Raw genomic sequence first — 18,898 nt, 5'->3', positions numbered from 1 at the left:
TCACCGTCGGCGACGTGTCGGCGCGGCGGGCCGCTACACGGGCGGCCAGGGGATGGCCGGCCACTCGCCGCTCGGCTCCGGGTGCTTTCCGGAGACCAGCAGCGCGTCGACACGCGCGCGTGTGGCCGCCAGTTCCGCCGTGGTGATCAGCCGGGTCAGCCGGCCGCCGAGCGCGCCGTCGTCGTCCAGGGCGTCCCGCAGACCCCCGAGGACCTCGACGGCCTCGGCGGTGAGCGGTTCGCCCGCCCACCCCCACAGGAGCGTCCGCAGCTTGTTCTCGGCGTTGAAGGTGACCCCGTGGTCGATGCCGTAGAGCCGGCCGTCGGTGGTCGGCAGCAGATGGCCGCCCTTGCGGTCGGCGTTGTTGATCACCGCGTCGAGGACGGCGAGGCGGCGCAGCCGTTCGTCGTCGGCGTGCACGAGCAGCGCCGTGCGGTCCTCGTCGACCTGGGCGAAGCCGATCGCCTTCCAGCCCGCCTCCGGCTCCTCGGTGTCCACCAGGGCGAGCAGTTCGGCGTCGGGGGTCGCCTCGATCCACAGCTGGCACATGCCCTCGCCGTAGGGCCCGTTCCGCAGGACGGTGGGCGGCACGAGGCCCCAGCCGGTCGCCTCGGAAACCTCGTAGGCGGCCACCTCGCGCGCGGCGAGGGTGCCGTCGGGGAAGTCCCACAGGGGGCGCTCACCGGCGACCGGCTTGTAGATGCAGGCGGCCTCCTGGCCGTCGTACGTGATCGTGCAGAACAGCGCGGCGTTGGACGCCTCGCGGATGCGGCCGCGCACCTTCAGCTCGCCGTCGGCGAGCAGTTCGGCGGAGCCGGCGGCGGGGGGCGTCACGCTCCGCGGCGGTATCCGTTCTGGCGCGGACATACGTGTCCTTCCGGATCGAGCGGCAGGCTGCACAGCGGGCACGGCGGCCTTCCGGCGTTGACGACGTCGAGGGCGCGTTTGGCAAAGGCCCTGGCCTGCGCGCCGGTGAGCCGGACCCGCAGCATCGGGGGTCCGTTCTCCTCGTCCTGGAGGAGTCGTTCCTCGGCCTCCGCGAGGTCCTCGTCGGAGTCGGCGTCCAGTTCGACCAGCGCCTGGGCCTCGACGATCATGCGCTGTTCGTCGCCGTCCCAGGCCAGGGCCATGGTGCCGACGCGGAACTCCTCCTCGACGGGGGTGTCCAGCGGGGCGGTGTCCGAGACCTCGGTGGGGGCCACCGCGGGTACCGGGGCGCTGCCGCCGCTACGGCGTACGACCTCGTCGAGCAGCTCGTCCATGCGCTCCGCGAGCGCGGCGACCTGGGTCTTCTCCAGGGCCACGCTGGTCACCCGGGGGCCGGCGGAAGCCTGGAGGAAGAACGTACGGCGCCCGGGCAGTCCGACCGTACCGGCCACGAAGCGGTCCGGGGGGTCGTAGAGGAACACCTGACGGGACACGTCCTGTCTCCATTGAATTCGAGTATGCGTGAAGGTCCATGTGCGCACGCGATGATGTCAACCGCTTCACCCTACTGCGCCCGACGATCACGGTGCGCCCGCACCGCCACCGACCGGAGCGTCTTCCCCCGGGGGTTCCTCGCGGGGTACAAGGGAGGCGAAATCCCCGGTTTCGCCCAGGCGAACGAGAAAGGGCCTGAGCTGTGTGTAGCGGATCACGGTGACGGAGCAGGGGTCGACGGAGATCCGCTGGAAGAGGTCGAGGTGCAGGCCGAGCGCGTCCGCGACGAGCGACTTGATGACGTCGCCGTGCGAGCACATCAGGTAGACGGCGTTCTCGCCGTGGTCGCGCTCCACGCGCGCGTTCCATTCGCGTACGGCTTCGGCGGCGCGGGTCTGCATGGCCCGCATGGACTCCCCGCCGGGGAAGGCGGCGGCCGACGGGTGTGCCTGGACGACGCGCATCAGCGGCTCGTCGTGCAGTTCGGCGAGTTTGCGGCCGGTCCAGTCGCCGTAGTGGCACTCCCCGATCCGCTCGTCGGTGTGCGCGCTCAGGCCGGGCCGGGCGTCCAGCAGCGGCTGGAGCGTCTCCTGGCAGCGTTGCAGGGGGCTGGTGACCACCTCGGCGAGGGGCAGCGCTGCGAGGCGGCCGGGCAGCGCGGCGGCCTGCGCGGCGCCGCGCTCGTCCAGGGCGACACCCGGCGTCCAGCCGGCGAGCACGCCCGCGGTGTTGGCGGTGGAACGTCCGTGCCTTACGAGGATCAGCGTGGGCATGCGGCCCAGGGTAGGCGCCCGCCCGGTGTGCCGGGGCACCGGTGCCGCGAAGTGCGCCGGGGCGGGCACGACGGGAGAATTCCTGCGTGATCGTCGACTGCGCCATCTACCGCGACGGGCACCGCACGGAGAGCCCGCAGGACTTCTCCGATGCCCTGGCCGAGGCCCGCGCGCGGGGTGACAGTTTCCTGTGGATCGGGCTGTACGAGCCGACGGAGCGGGAGTTCGACCTGGTCACGGAGGAGTTCGGGCTGCACCCGCTGGCCGTCGAGGACGCCTTGAAGGCGCATCAGCGGCCCAAGCTCGACGTGTACGAGGACTCGCTGTTCGTGGTCCTCAAGCCGGTGACGTACGAGCCGGAGCACGACACCGTCACCGCCGGGGAGCTGATGGTCTTCCTCGGCGACTCGTTCGTGGTGACCGTACGGCACGGTGCGGCCTCGCCGCTGGCCGGCATCCGGCGTCTGCTGGAGCAGCGGCACGACATGCTGCGGCACGGCCCCACGGGGGTGCTGTACGCGATCACCGACGCGGTCGTCGACCACTATCTGGAGGTGGCGGCCGAGCTGACCGGCGACCTGGAGGAACTGGAGGGGGAGGTGTTCTCGCCGACCGGCGGCTCGGGGTACACGGCGTCGCGGATCTACGGCTTCAAGCGGCAGGTCATGGAGTTCCGCCGGGCCACCGTCCCGCTGTCGATGCCGCTGACCCGGCTCGCGGGGCTGGGTCCGTTCATCGAGTCGGTGCCGTTCGTGCGGGAGCAGTCGCGCCCGTTCTTCCGGGACGTCAACGATCACCTCATGCGCGTGAACGAGTCCGTGGAGGGCCTGGACCGGCTGGTGTCGGACATCCTGTCGGCGCATCTGGCGCAGATGAGCGTCCGGCAGAACGACGACATGCGGAAGATCTCCGCGTGGGCGGCGATGGCCGCGATCCCCACGATGATCGCGGGGATCTACGGCATGAACTTCCAGCACATGCCGGAGCTGCACTGGCTGTGGTCGTATCCCGCGGTGATCGCGGTGATGGGGTTCCTCGAAGTGGTGCTGTACCGGACGTTCAAGCGGCGCGGATGGATGTGACCCGGCACCGCCGCGGGCCGTGCCGTCAGGCGAATTCGGGCGCGGTGCCGGCCGGGCCGCCCAGGGCGTCGCGGCGCTCGGGCATCCGCAGGGACACCATGCGGCGCCAGCCCGCCGCCCGCTCGTAGCCGTAGACGGCGTGGATGCCGGCCGCGAGCAGCGCGGACCTGGTCGTCGACCAGCCGAGGATGCGTCCCATGTGGGCCATGACGGCGAGGCTGACGTCCCGGTAGATCCGGATCTCGGCCAGCGCGCACGTGCGCAGGGCGTGCCGGATGGCGGGGCCGTGGCCGGCCCGGGTGAGGCGCAGCAGTTCCTCGTGGCAGTAGGCGAGGTGGTTGTCCTCGTCGTTCGAGATCATCCTGACCGCGCGGCCGACGTCCGGGTGGTCGCCGAAGTAGGTGCGCAGCATCCTCATCTGCTCGGCGGCGCGCTGCTCGGTGACCCGGCTGTGGGCGAGGTAGACGACGATGTCCTGGACCGTGAGCGGCTGCTCGGCCTTCAGTTTCTCGTGGGCGAGTCCGATGCCGTGGCGTTCCAGGAGCATGGTGTAGTCGGTCTCGGGCGGGACCGGGACGGGCCGCAGCCCGCGTTTGTTCATCAGTGCGGTGAAGATGCGCCCGTGTTTGTCCTCGTCGGAGCCGTGCCGGGTGATCTTGGGGGCGAGTGCGCGTTCGCTCTGCGGTACGAGTGCGGCGATCCGCGCGTTCTCCCAGCCGCCCTGTGCCTCGCCGCTGGCCGCGATGGAGCAGAACAGCCGGAAGGACTCGTCGTCGTCGAGGATCTCCTGGAACAGGGTCTTCGCCGAAAGCATCGTGGGCACCTCTCTGCAGGATGCGCGGGTTCCGCGGCAGGCTCCGCCGGGATTCCGTGGTATTCCGCAAAGAACGAGTCAAATGCCGTACAGCGGGCGCTGCAACAGGTGTAGCGGCCAACTGCGCCGAACGGATGAGCGGCGGGTCCCGGCGGGGGCGCGTAACCGCGCGGGCCCGGTCGCGTTGTTACGCGTGACGGCCGTGGCGGGGAGACCCCGAGCCCCCACCACGGCCGCGGACGATTCCCCCGGGGACGGCTCCCTAGCCGAGACCGGCCCGCTCCAGGGCCTCCGTGCCGGCCCGCAGGGAGGCGAGCCGCTCGTCGAGCGTGAAGCCCGCCGGGGTGAGGGTGAGGGTGGTGACACCGGCCGCGGCATAGGCCCGCATGCGGTCGGCGATGCGGTCGACGGAGCCGAGCAGGGTGGTGCGGTCGATCAGGTCCTGCGGAACGGCGGCCGCGGCGCCCTGCTTGTCGCCGGAGAGGTACTTGTCCTGGATCTCGGCGGCTTCCTTCTCGTAGCCCATGCGCTGGGCGAGCTGGTTGTAGAAGTTCTGCGTGCGGCTGCCCATGCCGCCGACGTACAGGGCCGTGAAGGGGCGGAAGACGTCGGCGAGCCGGGGCACGTCCTGGTCGTCGCCGACGGCGATCGGCAGGGTCGGGCAGACGTCGAACCCGTCGAGCCCCTTGCCCGCCTTCCCGCGCCCGGCGCGCAGGTGGGCGACGGCCGTCTCCTCCAGGTGGTCGGCCGAGGGGAAGATGAGCAGCGCCCCGTCGGCGATCTCCCCGGTCTGCTCCAGGTTCTTCGGCCCGATGGCGGCGATGTAGAGCGGGATGTGCTCGCGCTGCGGGTGCACGGTCAGCTTGATCGGCTTGCCGGGGCCGCCGGGCAGCGGCAGCGTCCAGTGCTCGCCCTCGTACGACAGGCGCTCGCGCGACATGGCCCTGCGTACGATCTCGACGTACTCGCGGGTCCGGGCGAGGGGCTTGTCGAACTTGACCCCGTACCAGCCCTCGGAGACCTGCGGGCCGGAGACGCCGAGCCCGAGCCGGAAACGGCCGCCGGAGAGCGAGTCGAGGGTCGCGGCGGTCATCGCGGTCATCGTCGGCTGGCGGGCCGGGATCTGGAAGATGGCCGAGCCGACGTCGATCCGGTCGGTCTTCGCGGCGACCCAGGCCAGCACGGTGGCCGCGTCCGATCCGTACGCCTCGGCGGCCCAGCACACGGCGTAGCCCAGCCGGTCGGCCTCCTGCGCCACGGCCAGATTGTCCGCGTCCATCCCGGCACCCCAGTACCCGAGGTTGATCCCGAGCTGCATGGCCGATTCCCCTTACCCGTGAGTAACGTCCCTGTTCCGCAGACCCTAGCGCGCCCCGGGCGTGAAAGGCAGGGCAGGCCGCGCGGAGAGATCGATGTCCCACCGGAGCGGAGGGGGACACTCGTCGGTGCCGGGGCGGGCGCCTCGTCGGCGAGCGGGCCGGAGCGCCGGCGCGACGCGGCGCCCCCACCAGGGGCCGGACCTGCCGCGCGACCCGGTCGACGGACCGGGCGGGACGGGGGTCGCGGATGGTCGGGCGGCGGGCGAAATCGGTTGTCCACAGGCGCCCACGGGGCCAGTTCGGGCCAGTAGGGTCGGCGGACATGGAGCAGAGGCATCTCGGCCGTACCGGCCTGCGTGTGTCCCGGATCGGACTCGGCACCCTCACCTGGGGCCGGGACACCGACGAGCATGACGCCGCGGACATGCTGAAGGCGTTCTGGGAGGCGGGCGGGACCCTCATCGACACCGCGGACGTGTACGGCGGGGGCGAGGCGGAGTATCTGCTAGGCCAGCTCATAGAAGGGCTCGTGCCACGTCGGGACCTGATCATCTCGACGAAGGCGGGGAGCGTACCGGACCCGGACCGCCGCTTCGACGGCTCGCGCGGCCACCTGCTCGACGCCCTCGACGCCTCCCTCGCCCGTCTCGGCACGGACTACGTCGACATCTGGCACATCCACGCCTTCGACCCGGACACCCCGCTGGAGGAGACCCTGCAGGCCCTCGACCTGGCTGTCAGCAGCGGCCGGGTGCGCTATGCGGGCGTCTCCAACTTCTGCGGCTGGCAGCTCGCCAAGGCCGCCACCTGGCAGCTGTCGGCACCGAGCAGCCGCACCCGGCTGGCGAGCACGCAGATGGAGTACTCGCTGCTCCAGCGCGGCGTCGAGCGCGAGGTGCTGCCCGCCGCCCTGGACCTGGGCGTCGGGCTGCTGCCGTCCTCGCCGCTCGGCCGCGGCGTCCTGACCGGCAAGTACCGCAACGCGACTCCCCCGGACTCGCGCGGCGCCTCCGAGCACCTGGCGCCGTTCGTCGCGCCGTACCTCGACGACACCGCGAGCCGGATCGTGGACGCCGTGGCGACGGCCGCTGACGGACTCGCGGTGACCCCGCTCCAGGTCGCCCTCGCCTGGGTCCGGGACCGTCCCGGCGTGGCCGCCCCCATCATCGGCGCGCGCAACGCGCAGCAGCTCACGGCGGCTTTGTCAGTGGAGGCCCTTAGTCTTCCTGACGAGATCTGCCGGGCACTCGACGATGTGTCGGCACCTCTGCACCGCTATCCCGATCACGACTGGAGCACGCTGTGAGCACGGACCCGGAGACCACGGAGGAAGCCCGGCCGGGACCGGGGACCTCGGACGCCGCGCCGGACACGGACGGGACGCACGGCGCGGGACCGGACGCGGACGGGACGGGGAACGCGGGGCCCTCGGACGGGACGGGGAGCACGGACGCGGGCGTCGCGTCGGCCGGGGCCGCGGCCGGGAGCGAGGAGCAGGCCGCCGAGGACGCGCCCCAGCGGTCCGAGGCGGCGGCGGAACTCGCCGCCCAGCAGGTCGAGCGGGAGCGGATCGAGCGGCGCAAGGCGGAGAAGAAGGGGCCGATCGAAAGCGGCGGCGGACTCAGCGGCTCCGCGGCCGAGCTGCTCGCGGCCGTACGGGCGGTGGAGGGCGGGGCGCGGCCCGTGCGCGCGGTCCCCGACGAACCGGCGCCCGCTCCGGGACGGCCGGCCGTCCCGGAGCCCGCCGCACGGCCGCAGCCCTCCCCCGCCCCGGCCGCGGCACCGGCCGCCGCGGCGCCGGCGGCGGTCGACGCGGTGCGCGGGGTGCTGGCCGGTGGCGGCGCCCCCGAAAGCCTCGCGTCCCAGGCCGCCGCGACGCTCGGCGAGGACGCGGACGCACGGCTGCGGGCCGATCCCTGGCTGCTGCTGCGGGTCACCGGGGTACGGCCGGAGCAGGCCGACGGGTTCGCGCGGGCGCTGCTCGGGGCCGAGTGCGGTCCCGACGACGAACGGCGGAGCCGGGCGCTGACCGTCTGGCTGCTGGAGCAGGCGGCCCTGTCCGGGCACACCGCGCTGGAACTGTCCGCGCTGACCGCCGCGCTGGCCCAGCGGGGTGTGCCGGATCCTGACGCGGCCGTGCAGGACGCGCTCGACCAGGGCGAGGTCCTTGTCTTCCAGGACGCCCTGGACGAGCCGGGAGCCGCGGCCCCGCCACGGCCGGCGGCACAGCCGGAGGCGGACCCCGAGGACACCGAGGACCCTGAGGACACCGAGGACGTGGACGAGGACGGTGTACAGGAGCGGCCCGTGCGTGTCCTGGCCGGCCTGGAACGGTATGCGCTCGCCGAGGAGAGCCTCGCCGACGGCCTGGCCCGTCTGGTCAACTCCGTACCGAAGCAGGACGGCCCCGCCGAGTCCTGGGAGCGGGCGGCCGGCGCCGTCCGGGGTTCGGCGGGCGAGCTGATCGGGGCGGTCGCCGCACACGGTCTCGTGCTGCACACCGGCGGCCACGCCTCCCTCGTCGACCCGGCGCGCCTGCTGCACGCCGCGTCCGCGCTGGGCCTGCGGGCCTGGGCCGCCGCGCACACGGACGGTGGCCGCGAGGAGTGCGCGGCGCTGGTCGCGGGCTTCGGCCGGCCGGACGGGCCGGCGGAGGCGGCGGGCTGCGGGGTCGCGACCGTGGCGGGGCTGCTGGCGGACGCCGAGGGACCGGGGCGGGACGCGGACGGCGCCCTGGACCTCGACCTGCTGGTCGTGCTCGACGCGCCCCGGCTCGACGTCGAGACCGCCGCCCTGCTGGTGGAGTCGATGCCGGACGGGGCCCGGCTGGTGCTGGCCGGGGATCCCGGCGTGCTGTGGTCGGCCGGGCCCGGGCGGGTCTTCGCCGACCTGCTCACGGCCCGGGCGTGCCCGCAGGTCGCCTCCCGGGTGCCCGACCCCGGGCCGCTCGGCGAACTCGTGTCCGGTATCGGCGTCGGTGAGCTGAGCCAGGTGGAGGCGCCCGGCAAGGAGATCGTGATCGTGCCGGTGCGGGACGCGGGCGAGGCCGTGCACCGGACGGTGCAGTTGGTCGCGGACTCGGTGCCGCGGGCCATCGGCGTCCCGGCCGAGCAGACGGTGGTGATCACGCCGGTCCACGGCGGGGCGGCCGGTACCCGGGCGCTCAACACGGCGCTCAAGGAACGGCTCAACCCGGGCCCCGGCCGCTTCGGCGGCTTCGACCCCGGCGACCGGGTCGCCTACTCCCCCACTCCCGGTCGTACGCTCCCCGGCGAGGTGGTGCGGGCCGACGCCGAGGGACTGCATCTGTCCTGCTCGGGGGCGCCGGTCGTGGTGGCGCGGGAGCAGGTGGAGCGGTCCGTGCGGCACGGGTGGGCGCTGACCGCGCACCAGGCCGCGGGCGGCCGGTGGCCCGCGGTGGTCGTGGTGCTGCCCGGTGATGCCGCGCAGGCGCTCAGCAGGCCGTGGGTGTACACGGCGTTCGGCCGGGCCGAACGCCATCTGTCCGTGGTGCACGGGGTCGAGCAGGCGCTGCCGAGAGCGGTCGCCGAGATCCAGGCCAAGCCCCGGACGACCCGCCTGCCGGCCCTGCTGCGCGCCCAGCTCCCGGCGGAGGGCTGACAGCCGCCCCGGCGTGCGGCGCCCGGCATCGCGGGGCGCGGCGGCGGACACCCCGGTGCCGCACGGGTCTCACGCCCGTGCGGCACCGGGGTGGGCCGGGATCAGCGATCCGCGTCCAGGGGTTCCAGGTCCTCGTCCTCGTCACCGTCCAGGTCGAGTTCGCCTTCAAGGTCGTCGTCGGCCTCGCGTTCGTCGCCGGCTTCGTCGTCATCGTCATCGTCGAAGACGGCGCTGACGTCGAAGCGGCAGACCACCCGCTGCGGATCGATCTGTTCGAACGGTGCCTCCAGCCAGTCACCGGGTTCGGCGGGCTCGTCCGCCGCGGTCACCCACAGCGTCGAATCGCCCTCCTCCAGGCCGAACTCCTTGTGCCGGGAGGCGATCTCGTCCGGTTCGAACTCCCCGAAGAGGACTCCGAGCGCCCCGTGCACCGTGCCGGCGGCGTCCGCGCCCGCGCCGTCCTCGTACTCCGCCGCCTCGACCCGCTGGGCCTGCGCCAGCAGCCGCTGCGGCTCCGCCACGGAGTAGTCGCGGCGGATCAGCACGCTCAGGGCGTTCGGCTCCTCGGGCCCCGCGTACGGCGGCAGCGAGTCTTCCGTGCCGGGGATCTCGAAGGGCGTGACCTCGTCGTAGCGGTCGTAGAGCAGCTCGTCGTAGGTCTCGGCGGCCGCCGCGAGCTGGTTGAACGCCTCGTAGACGACCGGATCGTCCTCACCCGACCTGCGTTCGACCGCCGCCAGGTGGCGGTCGAGCGCGGTCTTGACCGCCTCGGCGGCGGCGCGTACCTCGGCAGCGGTGGGCTGCACAGCATCAGACATAGTGCAGACGCTATCCGTACCCGGGCCCAGCCCGCACAATAGATGCGATGCCGGAATACGAATTTGTCGACGTGTACGTCCCGCGCGGGGTGTCCCGCAAGGACGCCACACGTCTCCTGACGGACCATGCCGAGTACGGACACTGGGAGTTGGACCGACTGAGCCTGCTGCGCGACGGCAGCCGCAGGGTGCGGCTGCGCCGGCGGATCATCCGCCAGGTGCGTGCCACGTGGTGAGACAGGCAGCTGAGAGTTGAGACAGGCACATGAACGGAGCGGGCCCCCGGTGCGGGGCCCGCTCCGTTTCACCCCCTGCCCGCGTCTCAGGCCGAGGCCCGCGCCTTGCGGTACAGCACCGCGCCGGCCAGCAGCGCCCCCGCGCTCACCGGGAGCGCGAAGCCGACCGGCAGGTCACTCCCGGTGTTCGCGAGGTGCGCGAGGCTGCCTTGCGGGCGGAGCTGCGAGGTCCCGGTGATCGGCGTGCCGCCACCGGTGGCGGGCGGGGCGCTCGGCGTACTCGGGTGACCGGGTGTGCCAGGTGTCCCGGGGTGACCCGGAGTGCCAGGCGTGTCCGGACGGCCGGGTGTACCGGGCTTGCCGGGTGTCCCGGGGTGGCCCGGCTGACCCGGCTTTCCGGGCGGTGTCGTTTCGTGACCGCCCTCGGGAGGCGTTCCGTGACCGCCGCCCGGCGGCGTCGCGTGGCCGCCCCCCGTGCCACCACCGTTGGCGCAGTGGTTGCCCGTGGCCGCGTTGCCGACTCCGATGACGTCGACGCTGTTGCCGCACACATTGACCGGCACGTCGACCGGCACCTGCACCGTGTTGCCGGAGCCCACGCCCGGCGAGCCCTCGGTGTGTCCGCCCGCGTGCGCGCCTCCCGAGCCGCCGTGGCCGCCCGTCGCACCGCCGCCTCGGTCGGCGCAGGTGTTGCCCATCGCCGGGTTGAGGACCCCGACGACGTTCACGGTGTTGCCGCAGACGTTCACCGGCATGTGCACGGGCACCTGGACGGTGTTGCCGGACAGCACACCGGGTGAGTGCGCGGCGGCGCCGAGCGCTCCCGAGTCCGCGTGGGCGCTGCCGCTCGCGGCGGCGAGCGCACCGGTCGCCGCCGCCATGGTCAGCAGGCTCTTGCGTGTGCCCTGTCGCATGGTTGAAACCCCCCTGTGCTTCTGATCTGTATGGTCAGATCTCTTCGAATCTGTGCTGGGTCGAATTCCCCGCGGAGAAAACCGGTCGGCCCCGGAGCGCATGGCGCGCGCTCCGGGGCCGACGAAGGGACGCCCCTCAGGAAATCGACGTCACTTGTTGACGCAGGTGTTGCCGAAGGTGGGGTTCAGCAGTCCGATCACCGAGATGGTGTTGCCGCAGACGTTCACCGGGACGTGCACGGGCACCTGGATGACGTTGCCGGAGACGACACCCGGGGAGTGCACGGCGGCGCCCTGGGCACCGGAGTCGGCGACGGCCAGGCCCGCGCCGGCCAGAACGAGACCACCAGTGGCAGCCGCAGCGGCGACGACCTTCTTGAGCATTATTCCTCCTTGTTGGCAAAAGCGATCCCAGCTGCGGACCGCATCACGTGTAACGAGGAGGGAGTAATGGAGCTACGAGCTTATCGTCGCATTCACTCGTCCCAGTGGTTTCCGTACGGGTGACTGAATTCGGGACCGGCGCCCGGACCGTCGTTCAGGACGCGTCGATGAACCGGTCGAGCACCCGCACGCCGAACTGGAGCCCGTCCACCGGCACCCGCTCGTCGACGCCGTGGAACATGCCCGCGAAGTCCAGCTCCGGGGGCAGCTTGAGGGGCGCGAAGCCGAAGCCGCGGATGCCCAGGTCGTCGAAGGACTTGGCGTCCGTGCCGCCGGACAGCATGTAGGGGATCGCCTTGGCAGCCGGGTCCTCGGCGACCAGCGCAGACTGCATGGCCGCCACCAGGGGGCCGTCGAAGCCGGTCTCCAGGGCCTTGTCGGAGTGCACGTCCTCGCGCCGCACCTTCGGCCCGAGGATCCGGTCGAGGTCGCCGAGGAACTCCTCCTCGAACCCGGGCAGGAACCGCCCGTCGACGTGCGCGGTGGCCTCGCCCGGAATGACGTTGACCTTGTACCCGGCGTCCAGCTGGGTGGGGTTGGCGGTGTTGCTCAGGGTCGCGCCGATGAGTTTGGCGATGCCGCCGAGCTTGGCGAGCGTCGCCTCCATGTCCTCCGGGTCCAGCTCGGTGCCGAGCGCGTCGCCGAGTTCGTCGAGGAAGGCCCGGGTGGTCTTGGTGACCCGCACCGGAAACCGGTGCCGGCCCACCCGGGCGACCGCCTCGGACAGCTCGGTGATCGCGTTGTCCCGGTGGATCATCGAACCGTGCCCGGCGGTACCGGCCACGGTCAGCTTCATCCAGTGCATGCCCTTCTCGGCCGTCTGGATCAGATACAGGCGGCGCTGCTCGCTCACGGTGAACGAGAACCCGCCGACCTCGCTGATCGCCTCGGTGACGCCGTCGAACAGCGCGGGGTGGTTGTCGACCAGCCAGCGGGCGCCGTAGGTGCCGCCGGCCTCCTCGTCCGCGAGGAAGGCCAGCACGATGTCCCGCGGGGGCCGCCTGCCGCTGCGCAACCGGTCGCGCACGACGGCCAGCGTCATGGCGTCCATGTCCTTCATGTCCACGGCGCCGCGCCCCCAGACGCAGCCGTCCGTGACCTCCCCGGAGAACGGGTGGTGGGTCCAGTCGTCGGCGTTGGCCGGTACGACGTCGAGGTGGCCGTGGATCAGCAGGGCCGGCCGGGACGGGTCCTCGCCCTCGATGCGGGCCACGGTCGAGGCGCGCCCCGGGTGCGACTCGAAGATGCTCGGCTCCAGGCCGACCTCCGCGAGCTTCTCGGCGACGTACTCGGCGGCCTTGCGTTCACCCGGGCCCGAGTGGTCGCCGTAGTTGCTGGTGTCGATCTGGATCAGCTCGCGGCAGAGGTCCACGACCTCGTCCTCGCCGGTGACGCCCCTGGCCGTGTCCGTCTCGCTCACGCTGGTTCCTCCCGCGGTGTCGCTGCTGGTGGTTCCCCCTCATCCTCCCTCGCCCCCGCTCAGGCCCCAAGCCCGGATCCGCCCCGTCACAGGGCGTTCACGCGGCCCCGGCCCCGGGGACAGGGCGTGATCGGCCGATCCCGAAAGCCTGGTAGTGTTTCCCTCGTCGCCGCGGGGGAAACCCGTGCGACGGACACCTTGTCCGGGTGGCGGAATGGCAGACGCGCTAGCTTGAGGTGCTAGTGCCCTTTATCGGGCGTGGGGGTTCAAGTCCCCCCTCGGACACGTGAGATGAGCGAAGGCCGTGACCCTTGGGTCGCGGCCTTCGCTCGTCGCGTGTGGGCCATGTCTCGTTGGACGCCGGGACCGGCAGGTCATCGCGGTACGCCCGGTCCGGCGAGGCGCACGGACAGCCCACCCGAGTGGCCGGACAAGAGGGTGACACCTAGCGTCGTACTAGAATTTACCGCTTGTTCACGCGCTGGAGTCGGACAACCCCAGGCAGACCTGCGGGCCCGCCAGCGCCCCGGAGGGTTCCGGGACCTAGACGCGAGGACCCGATGGCAGCCATACACGAGGGCAGTGCTCTCGGTCTGCTCGACGAAGAGACCGACGACGCGTTCGCGGCGGAGATCCGTGCGCGGATGGCCGAGCGGGCGCGGTTCACCGCGGGCCGCGCGGCGCCGCCGCGCACGCTGGTCGACGTGTTCGACGCGTCGGTGCGCGCGCATCCGGACGAACTCGCCCTGGACGACGGCACCGAGCAGCTCACCTACCGTGCGCTGGCGGCGCGGGTCGAGCGACTGCGGCGGCGGCTAGCGGACGCCGGGGTCGGCCTCGGGGACCGGGTGGGCGTGCGGGTTCCATCGGGCACCAACGACCTGTACGTGGCCGTCCTCGCGGTCCTCGCGGCGGGCGCAGCGTATGTGCCCGTCGACGCCGAGGACCCGGACGAGCGGGCCGCGCTGGTGTTCGGCGAGGCGGAGGTGGGGGCCGTCGTCGGGGCCGGGCACCGGATCACCGCCCACGGCTCCCCCTCGGGTTCCGCCGCCGCACGCCCCGGTGCCGGGCAGGACGCCTGGATCATCTTCACCTCCGGCTCCACCGGCAGGCCCAAGGGCGTCGCCGTGACGCACCGCAGTGCCGCCGCGTTCGTGGACGCCGAGGCGGCCCTGTTCCTCACCGAGGAGCCCATCGGGCCCGGTGACCGGGTGATGGCCGGGCTGTCCGTGGCGTTCGACGCGTCCTGCGAGGAGATGTGGCTGGCCTGGCGGCACGGGGCCTGTCTGGTGCCCGTGCCCCGCTCGCAGGTCAGGAGCGGCGCGGACCTCGGGCCCTGGCTGGTGGAGCAGGAGATCACCGTGGTGTCCACGGTGCCGACGCTGGCCGCGCTGTGGGAGCCCGAGGCCCTGAGCGACGTACGGCTGCTGGTCTTCGGCGGCGAAGCCTGCCCGCCCGAGCTGGCGCAGCGGCTGGTGACGGAGGGCCGCGAGGTGTGGAACACCTACGGGCCTACCGAGGCGACCGTGGTGACCTGTGCGGCGCTGCTGACCGGCGTGGAGCCGGTGCGGATCGGGCTGCCCCTGGACGGCTGGGAACTGGCCGTCGTCGACGAGGCCGGCGAACCGGTGCCGATGGGTGGCAGCGGGCAGTTGGTGATCGGCGGGGTGGGTCTCGCGCGCTACCTCGATCCCGAGAAGGACGCGGAGAAGTACGCGCCGCTGGCGGCGCTGGGCTGGGAGCGGGCGTACCGCAGCGGTGACCTGGTGCGGGCCGACCCGGAGGGGCTGGTCTTCCTCGGGCGGGCCGACGAGCAGATCAAGCTCGGCGGGCGGCGGATCGAACTGGGCGAGGTGGACGCGGCGCTCCAGGCGCTCCCGGGTGTCGCGGGCGCCGCCGCCGCGGTGCGCACCGCCCGGGGCGGCAATCAGCTCCTCGTCGGCTACGTCGTCACCCAGGACGGCTGGGACCAGGCGGCCGCGGTCGAGAAGCTGCGGGCCGCACTGCCCGCCGCGCTGGTCCCGCTGCTCGCGCCGGTCGACGCGCTGCCGACCCGTACCTCCGGCAAGGTCGACCGGAACGCGCTGCCCTGGCCGCTGGAAGGGGTGACGGCCCCGGCGGCGGAGCTGCACGGCGTCGAGGCGTGGCTCGCCGAGCAGTGGACCGAGGTCCTGGGCATCCCGGTGACCGGTGCCGGTGACGACTTCTTCGCGATCGGCGGCAACAGCCTGGCCGCCGCCCAGCTCACCAGCCGGCTGCGCAGCCGCTACCCGGACGTCGCCGTCCTCGACGTCTACCAGCAGCCCGTGCTGCGCAAGCTGGCCCGGCGGCTGGAGGCGTCGGCACGGGAGGAGGCCCCGCGACGGACGGTGGCGCCGGTCCCGGTGCGCGCCCGGGCCCTCCAGACGGTGCTGCTCGTGCCGCTGTTCACGCTGCTCGGGCTGCGCTGGACGGTGGTGCTGGCCGCGGCCGGGAACCTGCTGCCCGGGTACGGGTTCCTGCCGACGGCACCCTGGTGGCTGCTGGCCACCGGTGCCGTGCTGCTGTTCAGCCCGCCGGGGCGGATCGCGCTCGCCGCCGGCGGGGCGCGGCTGCTGCTGCGGGGGCTGCGGCCCGGACGGTATCCGCGCGGCGGCGCCGTCCATCTGCGGTTGTGGACCGCGGAACGGCTGGCCGAGTTCAGCGGGGCGACCGGGCTGACCGGGGCGTGGCTGGAGCGGTACGCGCGGGCGCTGGGCGCCCGGATCGGCGCGGACGTGGACCTGCACTCGCTGCCGCCGGTCACCGGCATGCTCAGGCTGGGCCGCGGGGCGGCCGTGGAGTCCGAGGTCGACCTGTGCGGGTACTGGGTGGACGGGGACCGGCTGGAGGTCGGTGCGGTGCGGGTGGGCGCGCATGCCGTGGTCGGGACCCGGAGCGTGCTGTTCCCGGGTGCCCGGGTGGGCAAGCGGGCCGAGGTGGCGCCGGGCTCGGCCGTCACCGGGCAGGTGCCGACCGGGCAGCGGTGGGCCGGGGCGCCCGCGGTCAAGCTCGGCAAGGCCAAGCGGAACTGGCCCAAGGAGCGTCCGCAGCGCGGCACCTCCTGGCGGGTGATGTACGGCATCACCGGTGTCGGGCTGAGCGCGCTGCCGGTGACCGCGGGGGCGGCGGCGCTGCTCGTGGGCTCGCTGTTCGTGCGGCCCGGTGACGGTCTGGGCGAGGCCCTGCGCGGGGCCGCGCTGGGCCTGGTCCCGGCGACGCTCGCCTTCGGGCTCGCGTACGCCCTGCTGATCGTCGTCGCCGTGCGGCTGCTGAGCCTGGGGCTGCGCGCGGGCACGTATCCGACGCACAGCCGGACCGGCTGGCAGGCGTGGACGGTCACCCAGCTGATGGACCGGTCCCGGCAGACGCTGTTCCCGCTGTACGCCGGGCTGGTCACGCCGGCGTGGCTGCGGTTGCTGGGGATGCGGATCGGCCGGGGTGCCGAGGTGTCGACCGTGCTGGCGCTGCCCAGCCTGACCACGGTGGGCGACGGCGCGTTCCTGGCCGACGACACGCTGACCGCGCCGTACGAGCTGGGCGGCGGCTGGGTGCGGATCGGGCGTGCGCAGATCGGGCGGCGGGCGTTCCTCGGGAACTCGGGGATGACCGCGCCGGGGCGGCGCGTGCCGGACGGCGGGCTCGTCGGGGTGCTGTCGGCGACGCCCAAGAAGGCGAAGAAGGGCAGCTCGTACCTGGGGCTGCCGCCGGTGAAGCTGCCGCGGAGCGCGGAGGCCGGCGACCAGAGCCGTACCTACGACCCGCCGGCCCGGCTGCGCTGGGCGCGCGGTCTCGTGGAGCTGTGCCGGATCGTTCCGGTGCTGTGCTCGGCGGCGCTGGCCGTGCTGACCGCGGCGGCGCTGTGCGCGCTGGGCGGGTGGGCGCCGCTGCTGTCGGGGCTGGTACTGCTCGCGGCGGGGATCGCGGCGGGCGCCGGGGCGATCGTGGCGAAATGGGTGCTGGTGGGGCGGCACCGCCGCGGGGAGCACCCGCTGTGGTGCGGTTTCGTGTGGCGCAACGAGCTGGCCGACACCTTCGTCGAGGTGCTGGCCGTGCCATGGCTGGCCGGTTATGTGCCGGGGACGCCGCTGATGACAGTGTGGCTGCGCGGGCTGGGCGCGCGGGTCGGCCGGGGCGCCTGGGTGGAGAGCTACTGGCTGCCCGAGACGGACCTGGTGACGCTGGCGGACGCGGCCACCGTGAATCGGGGCTGTGTACTGCAGACACACCTCTTCCATGACCGGATCTTGCGGACGGATACTGTGGTCCTCCGTGAGGGCGCCACGCTGGGCCCTGGCGGGATCGTGCTGCCCGGCAGCACGGTCGGGGCCCGTACGACCCTGGGTCCCGCGTCGCTCGTCATGGCCGCGGAGTCCGTCCCGGACGACACCCGCTGGCTCGGAAACCCGATCGAGGCATGGCGTCCCTGAGCGCGGGCCACCCCGAGACGGTCGACGGTGTCCCGGCACTCAGTGGTGGCATGGCGCAGGGAGCGGACGCGGCGGTGGCAGTTCAGCGGATGGCAGGGCAGGACCCGTATTTTCCGGGCAACGGCGATCCCCGGTACCGGGTGCACCGCTACGAGCTGACGCTGGACTACCGGCCCGGCCCCAACCGGCTGTCGGGCACGGCCCGGATCAACGCCATCGCGGGGCTCTCCCCGCTGCCCGAGTTCCAGCTGAACCTGGCGGACTTCAAGATCGGCCGGATCCGGGTGGACGGGCGGCAGCCGCACTACACGCACCGCGGCGGCCGGCTGCGGGTCCGGCCCGCGAAGCCGCTGCGGGCCGGGGCCGCGTTCACGGTGGAGGTGCACTGGTCCGGCAACCCGCGGCCGGTCGCCAGCCCGTGGGGCGGGCTCGGCTGGGAGGAACTGGCCGACGGGGCGCTGGTGGCGAGCCAGCCGGTCGGCGCGCCGTCCTGGTACCCGTGCAACGACCGGCCCGCGGACAAGGCGTCGTACCTGATCTCGGTGACCACGCCGTCCGCGTACGCGGTGGTGGCGGGCGGGCGGCTGCTGACCCGGACCACCAAGGCGTCGACGACGACCTGGGTGTACGAGCAGTCGGCGCCGACCTCCAGTTATCTCGTCGGGCTGACGATCGGCAAGTACCAGACGGTGCTGCTGGGCGACCCGGGGCCGGGCGGTGTCCCGCAGCACGGTCACATCCCGGCGCGTCTGCTGCCCGAGTTCTCCCGGGACTTCGCGCGGCAGCCGGCGATGATGGAGCTGTTCCAGGAGCTGTTCGGGCCGTATCCGTTCGAGGAGTACGCGGTCGCGGTCACCGAGGAGGAGCTGGACGTGCCCGTCGAGGCACAGGGGTTGTCGCTGTTCGGTTCCAACCATGTGGACGGGGCGCGGGGTTCGGAGCGGCTGGTCGCCCACGAGCTGGCGCACCAGTGGTTCGGCAACAGCGTGTCTCTCGCGGACTGGCGGCACATCTGGCTGAACGAGGGGTTCGCCAAGTACGCGGAGTGGCTGTGGTCGGAGCGGTCCGGGGGGCCTTCCGCCGGGCAGTTGGCCACCGCGGCGCACCGGTCGCTGGCCTCGCTGCCGCAGGATCTGCGGCTGGCGGATCCGGGGCGCAAGGCGATGTTCGACGACCGGCTCTACGAGCGGGGTGGGCTGGTGCTGCACGCGGTGCGCTGTGCGCTGGGTGACGACGCGTTCTTCCCGATGCTGCGGAGTTGGGTGCGGCTGCACCGGGGCGGGACGGTGACGACGCGGGCGTTCGCCGAGCACGTCGGGCGGTTCGCGGCGGAGCCGGTGGACGGGTTGTTCGCCGCGTGGGTGCATGGGGCTGCGCTTCCGCCGTTGCCCTTGCCGGGGGCTCGGGCGGTCGGCTGACGTTTCGCTGCCGCTGCGCTGCGCTGCGCTGGGCGGGGTGGGGAGGAAGGGGCGCGGTGGTGATCGTCTGTGGGTGCGTCGTGGCTGGTCGCGCAGTTCCCCGCGCCTCTTCAAGGGGTTGCAGTCACCCGGAGACCAGGCACCCGGGCCGGTGAGCGTGTGCGGGTAC

At 73.2% G+C, this 18,898-nt stretch carries 15 protein-coding genes and 1 tRNA gene; 7 read left to right on the top strand and 9 right to left on the bottom strand.

Annotated features, from left to right (window positions below):
• Positions 1–33: 33 nt before the first annotated feature.
• The 3 genes from ACFY2B_RS15745 to ACFY2B_RS15735 form a co-directional block, all read right to left on the bottom strand.
• On the bottom strand, positions 34–867 hold the full coding sequence (locus ACFY2B_RS15745; protein WP_390763683.1) for an SCO1664 family protein: 834 nt from the start codon (positions 865–867) through the stop codon (positions 34–36).
• On the bottom strand, positions 831–1,421 hold the full coding sequence (locus tag ACFY2B_RS15740) for a DUF3090 domain-containing protein (RefSeq protein WP_376525310.1): 591 nt from the start codon (positions 1,419–1,421) through the stop codon (positions 831–833). The genes ACFY2B_RS15745 and ACFY2B_RS15740 overlap by 37 nt, the downstream gene beginning before the upstream one ends.
• 87 nt (positions 1,422–1,508) lie before the next feature.
• Complete coding sequence (locus ACFY2B_RS15735) at positions 1,509–2,195, bottom strand: histidine phosphatase family protein (protein ID WP_390763682.1); 687 nt, start codon at positions 2,193–2,195, stop codon at positions 1,509–1,511.
• A gap of 86 nt (positions 2,196–2,281) precedes the next feature.
• Between ACFY2B_RS15735 and corA the strand changes: the two genes are divergently transcribed.
• Positions 2,282–3,277 carry a magnesium/cobalt transporter CorA gene (gene corA, locus ACFY2B_RS15730; protein WP_390763681.1) on the top strand — a complete coding sequence of 332 codons (996 nt, stop codon included), beginning with the start codon at positions 2,282–2,284 and terminating at the stop codon, positions 3,275–3,277.
• Between the two features lie 25 nt (positions 3,278–3,302).
• On the opposite strand, the gene ACFY2B_RS15725 is transcribed toward corA, so the two are convergent.
• On the bottom strand, positions 3,303–4,091 hold the full coding sequence (locus tag ACFY2B_RS15725) for a ferritin-like domain-containing protein (protein WP_390763680.1): 789 nt from the start codon (positions 4,089–4,091) through the stop codon (positions 3,303–3,305).
• A 262-nt stretch (positions 4,092–4,353) separates the two neighbouring features.
• The gene (locus ACFY2B_RS15720) at positions 4,354–5,409 is read right to left on the bottom strand and encodes an LLM class F420-dependent oxidoreductase (RefSeq protein ID WP_390763679.1); all 1,056 of its coding nucleotides are present in this window, start codon (positions 5,407–5,409) and stop codon (positions 4,354–4,356) included.
• 323 nt (positions 5,410–5,732) lie between these two features.
• Here ACFY2B_RS15720 and ACFY2B_RS15715 point away from each other — a divergent pair, with 323 nt between their 5' ends.
• Positions 5,733–6,716, top strand: a complete 984-nt coding sequence (locus ACFY2B_RS15715) for an aldo/keto reductase (protein WP_390763678.1) — start codon at positions 5,733–5,735, stop codon at positions 6,714–6,716.
• A complete protein-coding gene (locus ACFY2B_RS15710; protein WP_390763677.1) occupies positions 6,713–9,031 on the top strand; it encodes a helix-hairpin-helix domain-containing protein in 2,319 nt (772 codons plus the stop codon). The genes ACFY2B_RS15715 and ACFY2B_RS15710 overlap by 4 nt, the downstream gene beginning before the upstream one ends.
• Positions 9,032–9,132: 101 nt before the next feature.
• Here ACFY2B_RS15710 and ACFY2B_RS15705 read toward each other — a convergent pair whose 3' ends face one another.
• Entirely contained in the window at positions 9,133–9,849 is a 717-nt protein-coding gene (locus tag ACFY2B_RS15705) for a hypothetical protein (protein ID WP_390763676.1), read from the bottom strand.
• A gap of 47 nt (positions 9,850–9,896) precedes the next feature.
• On the opposite strand from ACFY2B_RS15705, the gene ACFY2B_RS15700 reads away from it, so the two are divergent.
• Positions 9,897–10,085 carry a DUF5703 family protein gene (locus ACFY2B_RS15700; RefSeq protein ID WP_005485166.1) on the top strand — a complete coding sequence of 63 codons (189 nt, stop codon included), beginning with the start codon at positions 9,897–9,899 and terminating at the stop codon, positions 10,083–10,085.
• Positions 10,086–10,171: 86 nt separating this feature from the next.
• On the opposite strand, the gene ACFY2B_RS15695 is transcribed toward ACFY2B_RS15700, so the two are convergent.
• The 3 genes from ACFY2B_RS15695 to ACFY2B_RS15685 all read right to left on the bottom strand — a co-directional run bounded on the left by ACFY2B_RS15695 (position 10,172) and on the right by ACFY2B_RS15685 (position 12,863).
• Positions 10,172–10,999 carry a chaplin family protein gene (locus ACFY2B_RS15695; RefSeq protein WP_390763675.1) on the bottom strand — a complete coding sequence of 276 codons (828 nt, stop codon included), beginning with the start codon at positions 10,997–10,999 and terminating at the stop codon, positions 10,172–10,174.
• A 150-nt stretch (positions 11,000–11,149) separates the two neighbouring features.
• Complete coding sequence (chpH, locus tag ACFY2B_RS15690) at positions 11,150–11,383, bottom strand: chaplin ChpH (RefSeq protein WP_376525327.1); 234 nt, start codon at positions 11,381–11,383, stop codon at positions 11,150–11,152.
• A 154-nt stretch (positions 11,384–11,537) separates the two neighbouring features.
• On the bottom strand, positions 11,538–12,863 hold the full coding sequence (locus ACFY2B_RS15685) for a M20/M25/M40 family metallo-hydrolase (RefSeq protein ID WP_390763674.1): 1,326 nt from the start codon (positions 12,861–12,863) through the stop codon (positions 11,538–11,540).
• Positions 12,864–13,063: 200 nt separating this feature from the next.
• Between ACFY2B_RS15685 and ACFY2B_RS15680 the strand changes: the two genes are divergently transcribed.
• The 3 genes from ACFY2B_RS15680 to ACFY2B_RS15670 all read left to right on the top strand — a co-directional run bounded on the left by ACFY2B_RS15680 (position 13,064) and on the right by ACFY2B_RS15670 (position 18,729).
• Positions 13,064–13,148, top strand: a tRNA-Leu gene (locus ACFY2B_RS15680).
• A 275-nt stretch (positions 13,149–13,423) separates the two neighbouring features.
• Positions 13,424–17,311, top strand: coding sequence for a Pls/PosA family non-ribosomal peptide synthetase (locus ACFY2B_RS15675; RefSeq protein WP_390763673.1), 3,888 nt, complete (start codon positions 13,424–13,426; stop codon positions 17,309–17,311).
• A gap of 74 nt (positions 17,312–17,385) precedes the next feature.
• Positions 17,386–18,729, top strand: coding sequence for a M1 family metallopeptidase (locus ACFY2B_RS15670; protein ID WP_390763827.1), 1,344 nt, complete (start codon positions 17,386–17,388; stop codon positions 18,727–18,729).
• Positions 18,730–18,898 lie beyond the last annotated feature (169 nt).

This window comes from Streptomyces sp. NPDC001270 (assembly GCF_042896695.1).
In the GTDB taxonomy this organism is placed as follows: domain Bacteria; phylum Actinomycetota; class Actinomycetes; order Streptomycetales; family Streptomycetaceae; genus Streptomyces.
Note: the sequence above shows the minus strand (reverse complement) of the source record. Positions and strands in the feature narration are given on the sequence as shown.